Genomic DNA, 12,928 nt, shown 5'->3' on the forward strand with positions numbered 1-12,928 from the left:
TCGGCTTCGCGCCACGACCACGCGCAGAGCCTCTATACCCGAGCATCGCAGCAATCATAGTTTTTTTCAATGATGAAAAAGCTTGCTTCGATACGAATTTCCGTGTAGATTTTTTCGCATGAATACGCGCAGCGTCTTGCCTCGCTCATTCCTTCTCACGGCTGGCCTACTGCTGGGTCCGCTGCTGCGCCTCGCGCGCTAAATACACTCTCCCCCTCCCCTCCTGTCATCCCTTCCGTCTGCCGCGACTCGCTCGTCGTGGCGGCGACCCCGTGTCGTTTCTTCAGGAGCAAAACGATGAAAGAGCATTTGATCATTTTCGACACCACCTTGCGCGACGGCGAGCAAAGCCCGGGCGCCTCCATGACCAAGGAAGAAAAACTGCGCATTGCGCGCCAGCTCGAGCGCATGCGGGTCGACGTGATCGAGGCAGGATTCGCCGCTGCCTCCCCCGGTGACTTCGAAGCGGTACGGGCCGTGGCCGAAGCGATCAAGGAATCCACAGTCTGCTCGCTTGCCCGCGCCAACGAGGCCGACATCGAACGTGCCGCCGAGGCCATTCGTCCGGCCAAGCGCCAGCGCATCCACACCTTCATCGCTACCAGCCCCATTCACATGGAGAAAAAACTGCGCATGACGCCCGACGAGGTCGTCGCGCAGGCCGTCGAGGCGGTCCGTTTCGCCCGTCGTTTCACCGACGACGTCGAATTCTCGGCCGAAGACGCCGGTCGCTCCGAGCTCGATTTCCTGTGCCGCATCTTCGAGGCGGTGATTGAAGCCGGCGCCACCACGCTCAACGTCCCCGACACCGTCGGCTACACCCTGCCCCACGAATACGCCGAGAAGATCCGCCGTCTCATCGAGCGTGTACCCAACTCCGATAAGGCGATCTGGTCGGTGCATTGCCACAACGACCTAGGATTGGCAGTCGCAAACTCGCTCGCGGCCGTGCTCGCCGGCGCACGCCAGGTGGAATGCACCATCAACGGCCTGGGCGAGAGGGCCGGCAACGCCGCGCTCGAGGAAATCGTGATGGCAGTGCGCACGCGCCAGGACGCCTTCCCCTGCGACACGCGCATCGACGCCACGCAGATCGTACCCACCTCCAAGCTCGTGTCCACCATCACGGGCTTCCCGGTGCAACCGAACAAGGCCATCGTCGGCGCGAACGCCTTCGCCCACGAATCGGGCATCCACCAGGACGGCGTGCTCAAGCACCGCGAGACCTACGAGATCATGCGCGCCGAAGACGTGGGCTGGACGGCCAACAAGATCGTGCTCGGCAAACACTCCGGCCGCCGTGCCTTCCGCGCCCGGCTCGAGGAGCTCGGCATCGAGATCGGCTCGGAAGAGCAGCTCAACCAAGCCTTTGCCCGCTTCAAAGATCTGGCCGACAAGAAACACGAGATCTTCGACGAAGACCTCTTCGCCCTCATGGCCGAAGAACCCACCCCCAGCGAACAGGAACGCATCCGGCTCGTCTCGACCATGATCCATTCCGAGACGGGAGAACCCCCACACGCCAAACTCACGCTCGCGATCGACGGCAAAGAATATTCCACCGAAGCCGACGGCTCGGGGCCGGTGGATGCCGCCTTCAAGGCGATCGAAGCCCTGGTGCATAGCGGCGCCGAGCTGGTGCTCTATTCAGTGAATGCCATCACGCAAGGAACCGACGCCCAGGGTGAAGTCACGGTGCGACTGAGCAAAGGCGGACGCATCGTCAATGGCCTGGGAGCCGACACCGACATCATCGTCGCCTCGATCAAGGCCTACATCAACGCCCTCAACAAGTTGCAGCACGACGCCGTACGCATCAACCCACAGCTGTGAGACCAGGCGGCTGCCACCTTCGGTAGCCGCCGTTCACAGCCCAGAAAAGTCGCCCGGCCGCGAAACGGCGTTGGGAGCCCGTGTGCGCTCGGCCATCTGCATGACGGGGGCCGCCTCCCGCGCCCCCGTTCGCCATCTCCCGCGCAAACGGCCGTGATGTCGTTTCGAGGCAGCCTATGCCTTCCCGCGCTGCCCCGAGCGCCGAGCAAAAGCGAGCAATGCCACGAAGAGGGCGAATGCAAGGAGCGCCTCTATCTTGGCGAAAAAACCCGCCCCCCCGCCATCACTCCAGCGCATCACCCCTTCGGCGACATAGAAAACACTCACGAGGCTAGCCCACTGCGCCGTGTAGCGGCGGCCGCGCCACAATCCGGGCAGCGCGGCAGCGATCGGTAAAGCTTTCAAGGTGAGCCAAGACCCTCCGGGACGCAGAGGGGCAAACCAACCCTCCCACAGCACGCACCAAAGCGCCAGTACGAGCGCCAGTACGAAAGCCGCCAGCGCCCACTCGTCACGTTTTCCCATACAATCCCCATTGATACGACCATGGCGCTTCGTCGCTCGAGCAGAAGGCCCTCATGTTCATTTCCCGCACGATGTACCCGATTCGATGGCTACGCCTCTTTGCTCGGCGCTTCCTGCACACCGTGTACCGTGCCGACTGCCTCATGGTAGCCGCAGCCCTGACGTATACCACGTTGCTCGCGCTGGTCCCTCTCCTGACGATCACCGTGCTCGTCTTTCACAATTTTCCGGCCTTCGAGAAAGTCGGCGAATCGCTAGAGGAGTTTCTCAGCGCCAACCTTTTGCCCGAAGCCGTCTCGCGCCTCGTCACACTCTACAGCCGCGAATTCATCGCCAATTCGACCAAACTCTCGATGATCGGCACCGTGATGCTCATCGTCACGGCACTGATACTCTTGTCGACCATCGAATCGGCCTTCAACCGCATCTGGCGCGTACGTCGCGCACGTACCCTCGGCGCACGCCTGGTCACCTACTGGTTCGTCCTGACCGCGGGGCCCCTGCTATTCGGCATTGGCGTCTACCTGACCACACAGCTGGCCAAGGAATCGCTCAAGCTCACGGGGCACGTCGGGCTGGCCACGCCACTCGTCTCCTTCTTCCTGATCTGGGGCTTTTTTTGGGCGCTCTATCAACTCGTCCCGCATCGCCCGGTACGATCTCGCGATGCACTCCTCGCTGCGTTCATCACCACAGGAGCCTTTCTGTTCCTCCAACGAGGATTTGCCATATTCATCGCCCGTTTCGCCACATACGACCTGGTCTATGGCGCGTTCGCCGCCTTGCCGATCTTTCTCGTCTGGATTTATCTGCTCTGGACGATCATCCTTCTCGGGGCAGCCTTGGCCGCCACACTCGGTGCGCTCTCGTCCTCACGCTTGCGGCCCGATACACTCGAACCCGATTCGGCCTCCGCGCAGACCGACGAAGCAGGAGATCAATCCTCCATGAAGGGATCGACCTCGAACTGAAACACTTCGAGGTCGCGTGTCTGCGCCTCGAACCGGATGAAATGCACCTGCCGCAACAGCCACTTCCCCACGGCCGACTCGCTGGCCTCGACCAATTTCGGACCGCAAACGGTCCCCTTCGTACAGACGAGCGCCGATTGCAGACGCAAGGGAGGCGCTTTGCGCACCGACAAAGCCATTTGCGCCGAAGTACCCGCTGGCAAGGGTTTCTCCTGTCCCAGCGCGACCGGTTCGGGATCGAATCCCAAGGCCTGGATACCCATCTGCAAACCGTTGGGATGCTGCCTCAACCAGCGTACCAACGCCAGCACCCAGCGCACATCCCCCCCTACGCGGATCGCGACGATCTGTCCCGGAAAAAAAATCGGTCCCTCATTGTCCGTCCAGCGCAACTCATAGCCGCTGATGCTCACATCGGTGACGCGAACCGGATGGATGGTAGCTGGCAAGCCGAGACGATGGGACAACACAGCCTCCCAGCCGACGAGTAACTCGGCCATGGCATCGAAAGGCTTGCGCGGCAGGCGACGCTGCCAGCCGTAACGCCAACGATCGAGCAATTCACGCAACAAGGCCGCCCGTCCATCGGCACTCAAGCCACCCTCCTGATGCCGACGCGTTGCCCAGCCCCCCCCTTCGAGCAGGTGGATCTCCTCTTCTGCCCGTTTGGCGAGCTCTTCGAGCGAAAAAAACAAGGTGGCCCGAGGAGCGTTCTCACGCCCAAAGAACCACGCTCTCGGTTCCGGCGGCTCGTCGAGCGACAAAGACATCACGAAACCATCTTCCTGACTCTGGCCCGAGCCGTACAGGACAATGACGGGCGATGCGCTCTGAATCCAACGTAGCGCCCATAAAAGCTCTTTTCCGTCCATGAATCGAGGATCGGCCGCGGCCAGCGCGAGTAACCACGCCAGCTCTCCGCGTACGGGCTCCTTGTCCGCATAAGCATGGCCCAGCTGCGTGAGGAGGCGCCAGAATCCCGGTGGCAAGACGATCCGGGTCATGGTCGACAACAGATAGAGACGCAACGCGAACCCGGCAAAGAATTTGCCCGCCAACTCGTTACGCCTGGCATCGGGAAGCCACTCTTCGAGACGATCCACCGCCGTCGTCATGAACCGATGCAGAGCGAGCACGTCGCTGGCGGGCAGAGGAAAAGTCAAGGCCACCGAATGATGAAGCAGCTCATCGATCGAGGCCAGCAAAGGCCTGCCCTCTTCGGCCAACCAAGCGGAATCCGTCCGTATGCGTATGCGTTCCAGACGGCGGCGTAGCGCCTCGATTTCCCGTTCATCGATCATGGCATAATCACTTGGAGCATGTGGGGCGATTCTACACCGCCCTTCATTTTCCCAGTACAATCGGCGGCACGTGCGCCAGGGTGGTGAAATCGGTAAACACAGCGGACTTAAAATCCGCCGCCGTGAGGCTTGGGGGTTCGAATCCCCTCCCTGGCACCACAGACACCGTTCAGGCGTTTTTTGCGTCCCGATGAATCGCACTATCTGCTGAAAATCAAGCAGTCATCTTTTTCTGTGCCCTTCACCCAACCCCAAGCTTTTGCATGTCTCCCGCATAAGGACGCGGTACTTTTCGAGTATCTGCTTTCCGTGACACCCATTTCTGGCGTGGTACGCTCGAGGCAGGTACCGGCACAAGCAGACGCCATTGTCGACCCAATTGGGCAACCCGTGGAAAACACTTGCTTGCCCTCTAACGATTCATTGAAAACAAATGAAATTTGGCGGAGGCGGTGAGATTCGAACTCACGAGGGGCGCAAACCCCTGGCGGTTTTCAAGACCGCTGCCTTCAACCGCTCGGCCACGCCTCCGGGCGCCGGCACCTTGCGCGCCGGCGAGGACGATTCTACCGCACATTCAAGCGAATGCCGTCGCCCCGCTACCACCCAGCTCCACCCGCAGGGCAGCGGCAAGCGTCGCCGAGGGATGCACCACGGCATGCTGCGAAGGGCCGCGGCGGCGCGGTGGGGCCCAGATGGCGTCGGGGAAGTGGGTGTCGTCGCGGTAGCGGGGAATCACGTGCCAGTGTAGATGCGGCACCATGTTGCCCAGGCTGGCGAGATTGATCTTGTCCGGGCTCATGAGGCGGCGCAGCACGCGTTCCGTGCCAAGCACCACCCGCCACAGGTGCATGCAATCGTCCGCGTCGAGATCCGTCATCTCGGCGACGTGCTCGTTCCAGATCACGCGCAGATACCCCGGATAATCGGTATGGCGGACGTCGATGACGCGACAGCGGCCATCGCGCCACAGCACCTCTTCCTCATTCTCAAGGCATAGAGGGCAACTATCGGGATGATTTGATCGAATCGGCATCATTTGGTCCTAGCGAGAGGGATTTCGACAATATAATCCCTGCATCTGCTCGACGCAATCGATGCCATGAATACGCCATCCGACTCCGCTTTCCAGCTCCAATGGCGCGAGGCGCTTTCGGTGAAGAATGATGCCATCGATCGCGACCATCGCCGTCTCATCGGGCTCATCAACCGGGTACAAGGCATGCTGGCGCACGACAGTTCGGTCGGCGAACTCACCCAGGCACTGGACGAACTCGCCGACTATACCGCCACGCATTTTCGCCGCGAAGAAGCGATCCAACAGGCCATCGGTTACCCCGAAGCCCGGTCTCACGCGATGCAGCATCGAGACCTCACCCATCAGTTGCATACGATCACCGCCGAGATTCTCTCCCTGGCTCATGGCGGCAACACGGTCCATGCCCTCGCACCCGAACTGCGGCAACGCATTCTGGATCTGTTTCGCGAATGGCTCATCACCCATATCATTCAACAAGATTTACGATACAAACCCTGGATCGAACGATTCCCCTCCGACTGGACGCCGGCAACGGCGCAACACGGAACGGATCGCTGAAATTTTGTTCGCATCGCAACGCTTTCCTTCCGATCCTGGAAAACGATGTCCGACCATTCCTTCCCCTTCTCCAGCTTTCATCTCCAGTGGCGCGACGAACTATCGGTGCACAATGATGCCATCGATCGGGACCACCGCTGGCTGATCGAACTCGTCGACCGCATCCAGTCGCTGATCCTCAAGCGCGCCTCGCTCGCCCGGCTCACCATCGCGCTCGACGAACTCGCCCGCTACACCGAAGAGCACTTTACGCGCGAAGAGTTGATCCAGCAGGCAGCGGGTTACCCCCACCTCGGCGAACATCACCGCTCGCATGAAAAACTCAAGCAGCAGCTGAAAGACCTCACCGCCCGCATTCTCGCCCAGCCGGTCGAACGAACCACGCTCGATGCGCTCGACGACGACACCCGCCGTGCGCTTCTCGATCTGCTGCGATCCTGGCTGATCGATCACATCATCAGAGAAGACCTCCGATTGCGTCCGTGGTTGGCGCGTTTTCCCCGCGACTGGAACCCGGCCTCGCCCCCTTCCTGCCCTCCTCAAAAAGAGCCCTCCACGACCGCGTCCGGCTAAAATCCCGGTTCCGGGAACGAAACACACCAAGGAGGGGACGATGACGGCAAGCCACTGGATCCTGCTCGCGCTGGGCGGGTTCGGCGCCGGTGCGATGAACGCGATCGCCGGCGGCGGCACCTTCCTCTCCTTTCCCACGCTGCTCGCGATCGGCCTGCCGCCGGTCACCGCCAACGCAAGCAACTCGGTGGCCTTGTGGCCGGCGAGCCTGGCGAGCGCCTGGGCCTATCGCCGCGAGCTCGCCCGCTACCGCCGGCACCTGCCGCGTCTCACCTTGGCCGCGTTTCTCGGCGGTGCGCTGGGCGGTGGCTTGCTGCTGGTGACGAGCAATGCCCTCTTCGCTCGCCTCGTCCCCTGGCTACTGCTCACGGCCACGCTCCTCTTCGCGCTCGCCCCGCGCATCAACCGCTGGCTGGAGGCGCGTCGCCGCGCTGGCCCGCGGCAAACGTTGGGCTGGGGCGGGACGATCTTCCAGCTCCTCGTGTCGGTCTATGGCGGATTCTTCGGCGCCGGCATGGGTATCGTGATGATCGCCGCCATCGCCATGCAGGGCATCGAGGACATCAACGAGATCAACGCGCTGAAGAACTGGCTCTCGGCGGTGATCTACAGCGTGGCCGCCCTCACTTTCACCCTGGGCGGCGCCGTGAGCTGGCCGCACACGCTGGTGGTGCTCCTGGCCGCCGCCGCGGGCGGCTATCTCGCAGGACGCATCGCCCGCCGGCTGCCGGCGATTTGGCTGCGCCGCTTCATCCTCTTGGTAGGAACGGCACTCACGCTTTATTATTTCTTTTTTTGATCGAGAAGAGAGGGAAACCCCATGACCATCGCCTTGCCCCAAGGCGTGCAACTGCACGCACCGCTCCATCCCCGTTTCGACGAGATCCTCACGCCCGAGGCGCTCGAGTTCGTCGCCAAGCTCCACCGCCGTTTCGAACCCCGCCGCCAGGAGCTGCTGCGCGCGCGCAACGAACGCCAGGCACGTATCGACGCCGGCGAGAAACCCGACTTCCTGCCCGAGACGCGCGCCGTGCGCGAGGGCGAGTGGAAAATCGCGCCGCTGCCCAAGGCGCTCGAATGCCGTCGCGTCGAAATCACCGGCCCGGCCGCCGACCGCAAGATGGTCATCAACGCCTTCAACTCGGGGGCGGACAGCTACATGACCGACTTCGAGGATTCCAACAGCCCCAACTGGTTCAATCAGGTGCAGGGGCAGATCAACGTCTACGACGCCATCCGCCGCAAAATCGACTTCGTGGCCGAAAACGGCAAGGAATACAAGCTCGCCGACAAGATCGCCGTGCTGCAGATCCGTCCGCGCGGCTGGCACCTCGACGAAAAACACGTCACCGTCGACGGCCAGCGCCTCTCCGGCTCGCTCTTCGACTTCGGCCTCGCCTTCTACCACAATGCCAAGGAGCAGCTCGCCCGCGGCCAAGGCCCCTTCTACTATCTGCCCAAGCTCGAAAGTCACCTGGAAGCGCGCCTGTGGAACGACGTCTTCTGCTTCGCCCAGGACGAACTGGGGCTGCCGCGCGGCACCATCAAGGCTACGGTGCTCATCGAGACGATCCTCGCCACCTTCGAGATGGAAGAGATCCTCTATGAGCTGCGCGACCACTCCGCCGGGCTCAATGCCGGGCGCTGGGATTACATCTTCTCCTGCATCAAGAAGTTCCGCAAGGACAAGGACTTCTGCCTGGCCGACCGCGCCCGCATCACCATGGAAGTCCCCTTCATGCGCTCCTATGCGCTCGCGCTCGTCAAGACTTGCCACAAACGCGGCGCGCCGGCCATCGGCGGCATGAGCGCGCTCATCCCGATCAAGAACGACCCGGAAGCGAACGAACGGGCGCTGGCCGGCGTACGTCACGACAAGCGGCGCGATGCCAACGACGGATTCGACGGCGGCTGGGTGGCCCACCCCGGCCTGGTCGACGTGGCCATGGAAGAATTCAAGGCGGTGTTGGGCGATCGCCCCAACCAGTGGGACAAGCAGCGCGACGAGACCTTCACCGCGCGCGATTTCCTCAATTTCCAGCCGGAGAAACCCATCACCGAGGGGGGGCTGCGCAACAACATCAACGTGGCCATCCATTATCTGGGCTCTTGGCTGGGCGGCAACGGCGCCGTGGCGATCCACAACCTGATGGAAGACGCCGCCACCGCCGAGATCGCCCGCGCCCAGGTCTGGCAGTGGATCTACAGCCCCAAAGGCGTGCTGGAAGACGGGCGCAAGGTCACGGTGGAGCTGGTGCGCTCGCTCATCCCCGAAGAGCTCGCCAAAGTCAAGGCGGAAGTCACGGCACAAGGGGAAGACACCGCCAACTACGACAAGGCGGCGAAGATCTTCGAGAAGATGGCGCTCACCGAGGAATTCCCGGAATTCCTCACGCTGCCCCTCTACGAAGAGCTGCCCTGATCCTTCCCACGGTGCGTTTCTTCCCCGGGAAGGATCGTACGGACTTGGACCGCCCCGCTGCCCGCGGGGCGGTACGCATCCTTGCGCCAAAGGATGATTCGGCATGACGACCCGTCCCGTGCTGCCCTTGCGCTTGCTCCTTGCCCTGCGCCGCTGGTGGAAAGACGACGTCATCGAGCTCGGTCGCGAATGGCGCTGGAGTTTTCTCCCGCCACTGATGGTCTACCTCGCGGCGGGCATCTCGGGGCTCACCGGCATTGCCGGTACGTTTTTCGTCAAGGAATACCTCGACCTCTCCGCGGCTTTCCTTGCCGCGCTCGGTTTTTGGGCGGGTATCCCGTGGGCGCTGAAGATGCCCCTGGGACACCTCGTCGATCTCTTCTGGCATCGCAAGGCGTTCTTCGTCTGGCTGGGCGCCGCTTTGATCGCCGCAAGCATGCTCATCATGATTGGCCTCACGAGCCAACGCGATGCGATGGCAGCGCTGTGGCCCGTCTCCTACTGGTACGTTCTCTCGGTGTTGCTCGCCCCGCTTGGCTACGTCCTGCAAGACGTGGTGGCCGACGCCATGACGGTCGAAGCCGTCCCCACGCGCGACGAGAACGGCGAACCGTTACCCGAGGCGCAAGTCAAGCTCATGCACACCACGCTGCAGACGCTGGGGCGCATCGCCATCCTCGGTGGCGGCGTGTTGGTGTCGATTGCCAACGTCCTCGTCTTCTCCGGCAGTGAAGCCGTGTCGATCGAGGAAAAAGCCCCCCTGTATGCACGTATCTATGAGTTGGCGCTCCTGATCCCCCTCGTGTCCGTTTCCGGCGTCATGCTGGCTTCACTGCTGCGCCGGCTCGAGCGGCGTCGTCATGCACGACTCGGGCTTGATCCGGTCTTATGGCCGGAGTTCGGTACGGAAGCCCCTGCGCCCAACTGGCCGCTCTTGTGGGGCAGCCTCATCTTCGTCGTATTCACCCTCTCGATGGGGTTACTCGATTTTCCCGGCAATCAGGAAGTGATTTTCGTCGGCTCGTTGGCCGTGATCCTCTTCCTCATGCGCCGCCTCATGGGCGAACTCAGCCCCAACGCACGGCGAACGCTCGCCGGCACTGCGCTCGTAATCTTCGTCTTTCGCGCCACGCCCACCGCCGGTCCCGGACTCACCTGGTGGATGATCGACGAGCTTGGCTTCGATCAGTCCTTCCTCGCCAAGCTCTCCTTGATCGGTTCGGTGCTCACCCTGGCTGGACTGTTCATTTTCCGCCGCTTCATGGCCGAGCATTCCATTCTCGACATCGTGGTGATCCTTTCGGTGATCGGCGCCCTGCTTTCCTTGCCCTATCTGGGGATGTACCACGGCCTGCACGAATGGACGAGCCAGATGACGAACGGCGTGGTCGATGCCCGTTTCATCGCCATCGTCAACACCGCCGTGGAATCTCCCTTGGGGCAGGTATCGATGGTTCCCATGCTCGCCTGGATCGCGCACTCGGCCCCCCAGCATCTCAAGGCGACCTTCTTCGCCGTGATGGCCTCGTTCACCAATCTGGCGCTCTCGGCGTCCGAACTCGGAACGAAGTATCTCAACACCCTTTTCGTGGTCACGCGGGAAGTACGCGCCCCCGACGGCACCATCCTCGTGCCGGCCGATTATTCCCAACTGGGAATGCTGCTCACGGCCGTGATCGCCATTGGCCTGATCGCGCCCTTGGCCACCGTGTATCACGTCCGTCGTAGTGTGCGGCTGCAAGCCCAATGAACGCATCCGAGCACGACGACCGCCAAAATGCGGCTCGATGGTACTGGCAGCGTACCCGTCGGCTCACGCTGGCGCTACTCGCCCTGTGGCTCGCCTTCAATCTCGGCGTAGTGTGGTATGCCGAGGAGCTCAACACGCTCCTCATCGGCGGGGTCCCGCTCGGCTTTCTCCTGCTCTCGACGGTATCCTTGATACTGTTTACCGCGATCGCCACCGTCTATGCACTACTCACCAACCGATGGGAACGGCAAGTTCGCCACTGGGGCGAACGGGATGACGGCTGATACCAAAAGCGTGCAGAGACTATACCGTCTGTGAGGGGTTGCGCTCCTGCCCACCCTTACGCGGTTTGACCTGCCAGTGCGCCTGTCGCGCCAAGGCAAAATCGAAGAAGAGTTTCATCCAGAGGGTGGTACCCGCGATCGCCGTCCAGGTGCCGAAAGGCATGCCCACGGCGATGACCCCGAAGATGACATAAACCAGAATGCCTCCGGCCACGAGGTTGATCACGGCCGTATAAGGCGCATACTTCTCCGGATTGGGCGGCGGCTCACCTCGCCGTAAGGCGACTTCGGAAAAATCCTTGAGAAACAGGATACGAAACGCCCGCCTCAACCAAATGAAAGAAAGCGGAAACAGCGACAAAAACAATATCCAATTCAGCACCAAACTCACGACGACGTGGACGTCCGCCATGGGATCCTCCTTCAAGCAAGACCGCCGGCCCTCGATTGGGCCGGCGGATTTTGTGGAGTCAAGACCCGCTCGTACTCAGTGGGCGCCCTTGATCACCTGGGACCCGCGAGGGACGCGGACGTTCTCGACCAGCTCCTGGATATGCGCCGGCGGCTCTTTGGTGAATTTATCGACGATGAAAGCGACGATGAAGTTCACGATGGCTCCGACCGAACCAAAGGCTTCCGGCGTAATCCCGAAGAAGCTGTTCGCCCCACCGATCAACCCGAGGTATTCGGTCCCCTTGATGAAGAAGATGCCTTTGTGCGCGAACACGTAGAAGAGGGTGACGAACAGACCGACGAGCATGCCGGCGATCGCCCCTTCCTTGTTCATCTTCTTGGAGAAAATACCCATCATGATCGCGGGGAAGAGCGAGGATGCCGCAATCCCGAAGGCAAGGGCCACGGTACCGGCCGCAAAGCCTGGAGGATTGAGCCCGAGATACCCCGCCACGAGGATGGCCACCACCATCGCGATCCGTCCGGTGAGCAGTTCCCCTTTCTCGTCGAGATCCGGTTTGAACACCCCCTTGACCAGATCGTGCGAGATCGCCGAAGAGATCGCCAGTAGCAAGCCCGCCGCCGTCGAGAGGGCCGCTGCGAGCGCCCCTGCCGCCACCAGACCGATCACCCAGCCAGGCAGCATGGCGATCTCCGGGTTGGCCATGACGATGATGTCGGCATTGACGTCTAGCTCGTTGCCTTTCCAGCCCACCTGCTCGGCTTTCGCCTGAAGCGCGGCGTTCTTGTCGTGTAGTGCTGGATACGCCCGTCCCCGTTCTTGTCCGAGAATTTCAGCAGACCCGTCTGCTCCCAGCGCTTGAACCAGTCGGGGCGCTCGTCGTAGCGAATGCCCTGATCCGGAGCCACCAGCGGCTTGTTCTCCAGCGCGGCCGGGTAGACGGTGGCCAAGAGGTTGTAACGCGCCATCGCCGCCACCGCCGGAGCCGTGGTGTAGAGAATGGCGATGAACACCAGCGCCCAACCCGCGGACATGCGCGCGTCACGCACTTTCGGCACCGTGAAGAAGCGCATGATCACGTGCGGCAAACCCGCCGTCCCGATCATCAACGACAGGGTGTACATGAACATGTTGAGATAGCTGCCCGGCACCGACGTGGTGTACTTGCCAAAGCCGAGGTCGGTGACGATCTGGTCGAGCCGCTCGAGCAAATACAGGGAACCTCGATCAACCCCCATTTTCCGGGGAATTTGGAGT

General features: G+C 61.9%; 12 protein-coding genes, 2 tRNA genes and 1 pseudogene. 9 read left to right on the forward strand and 6 right to left on the reverse strand.

Annotation, left to right across the window (positions count from 1 at the left end):
- Positions 1 to 297: 297 nt before the first annotated feature.
- Entirely contained in the window at positions 298 to 1,833 is a 1,536-nt protein-coding gene (locus GV368_RS09965) for a 2-isopropylmalate synthase (RefSeq protein WP_142805206.1), read from the forward strand.
- A 174-nt stretch (positions 1,834 to 2,007) separates the two neighbouring features.
- Here GV368_RS09965 and GV368_RS09970 read toward each other — a convergent pair whose 3' ends face one another.
- The gene (locus GV368_RS09970; RefSeq protein WP_142805205.1) at positions 2,008 to 2,358 is read right to left on the reverse strand and encodes a DUF2069 domain-containing protein; all 351 of its coding nucleotides are present in this window, start codon (positions 2,356 to 2,358) and stop codon (positions 2,008 to 2,010) included.
- A gap of 53 nt (positions 2,359 to 2,411) precedes the next feature.
- Here GV368_RS09970 and GV368_RS09975 point away from each other — a divergent pair, with 53 nt between their 5' ends.
- Entirely contained in the window at positions 2,412 to 3,329 is a 918-nt protein-coding gene (locus GV368_RS09975; RefSeq protein ID WP_142805204.1) for a YihY family inner membrane protein, read from the forward strand.
- Here the strand turns inward: GV368_RS09975 and GV368_RS09980 are convergent.
- Complete coding sequence (locus GV368_RS09980; RefSeq protein ID WP_169116417.1) at positions 3,296 to 4,630, reverse strand: hypothetical protein; 1,335 nt, start codon at positions 4,628 to 4,630, stop codon at positions 3,296 to 3,298. The genes GV368_RS09975 and GV368_RS09980 overlap by 34 nt on opposite strands.
- Before the next feature lie 74 nt (positions 4,631 to 4,704).
- On the opposite strand from GV368_RS09980, the gene GV368_RS09985 reads away from it, so the two are divergent.
- Positions 4,705 to 4,789, forward strand: a tRNA-Leu gene (locus GV368_RS09985).
- Positions 4,790 to 5,071: 282 nt separating this feature from the next.
- On the opposite strand, the gene GV368_RS09990 is transcribed toward GV368_RS09985, so the two are convergent.
- Both GV368_RS09990 and GV368_RS09995 read right to left on the reverse strand, forming a co-directional pair.
- A tRNA-Ser gene (locus tag GV368_RS09990) sits at positions 5,072 to 5,161 on the reverse strand.
- 46 nt (positions 5,162 to 5,207) lie between these two features.
- A complete protein-coding gene (locus GV368_RS09995) occupies positions 5,208 to 5,666 on the reverse strand; it encodes an HIT family protein (protein ID WP_142805202.1) in 459 nt (152 codons plus the stop codon).
- 66 nt (positions 5,667 to 5,732) lie between these two features.
- Here GV368_RS09995 and GV368_RS10000 point away from each other — a divergent pair, with 66 nt between their 5' ends.
- The 6 genes from GV368_RS10000 (at position 5,733) to GV368_RS10025 (ending at position 11,256) form a co-directional block, all read left to right on the forward strand.
- Positions 5,733 to 6,227, forward strand: coding sequence for a bacteriohemerythrin (locus GV368_RS10000; protein WP_169116418.1), 495 nt, complete (start codon positions 5,733 to 5,735; stop codon positions 6,225 to 6,227).
- 45 nt (positions 6,228 to 6,272) lie between these two features.
- Positions 6,273 to 6,800, forward strand: coding sequence for a bacteriohemerythrin (locus tag GV368_RS10005; RefSeq protein WP_169116419.1), 528 nt, complete (start codon positions 6,273 to 6,275; stop codon positions 6,798 to 6,800).
- Between the two features lie 40 nt (positions 6,801 to 6,840).
- Entirely contained in the window at positions 6,841 to 7,599 is a 759-nt protein-coding gene (locus GV368_RS10010; protein ID WP_169116420.1) for a sulfite exporter TauE/SafE family protein, read from the forward strand.
- Positions 7,600 to 7,620: 21 nt separating this feature from the next.
- A complete protein-coding gene (gene aceB, locus GV368_RS10015) occupies positions 7,621 to 9,222 on the forward strand; it encodes a malate synthase A (RefSeq protein WP_142805198.1) in 1,602 nt (533 codons plus the stop codon).
- 103 nt (positions 9,223 to 9,325) lie between these two features.
- Positions 9,326 to 10,972, forward strand: a complete 1,647-nt coding sequence (locus tag GV368_RS10020; protein ID WP_206673390.1) for an MFS transporter — start codon at positions 9,326 to 9,328, stop codon at positions 10,970 to 10,972.
- Complete coding sequence (locus GV368_RS10025; RefSeq protein ID WP_169116421.1) at positions 10,969 to 11,256, forward strand: DUF4212 domain-containing protein; 288 nt, start codon at positions 10,969 to 10,971, stop codon at positions 11,254 to 11,256. The genes GV368_RS10020 and GV368_RS10025 overlap by 4 nt, the downstream gene beginning before the upstream one ends.
- A 19-nt stretch (positions 11,257 to 11,275) precedes the next feature.
- On the opposite strand, the gene GV368_RS10030 is transcribed toward GV368_RS10025, so the two are convergent.
- On the reverse strand, positions 11,276 to 11,668 hold the full coding sequence (locus GV368_RS10030; RefSeq protein ID WP_142805195.1) for a hypothetical protein: 393 nt from the start codon (positions 11,666 to 11,668) through the stop codon (positions 11,276 to 11,278).
- 75 nt (positions 11,669 to 11,743) lie between these two features.
- A pseudogene (locus tag GV368_RS11800) lies at positions 11,744 to 12,928 on the reverse strand (VC_2705 family sodium/solute symporter); the annotation flags it as partial.

The organism is Tepidiphilus baoligensis, assembly GCF_012911495.1.
Classification (GTDB): domain Bacteria; phylum Pseudomonadota; class Gammaproteobacteria; order Burkholderiales; family Rhodocyclaceae; genus Tepidiphilus; species Tepidiphilus olei.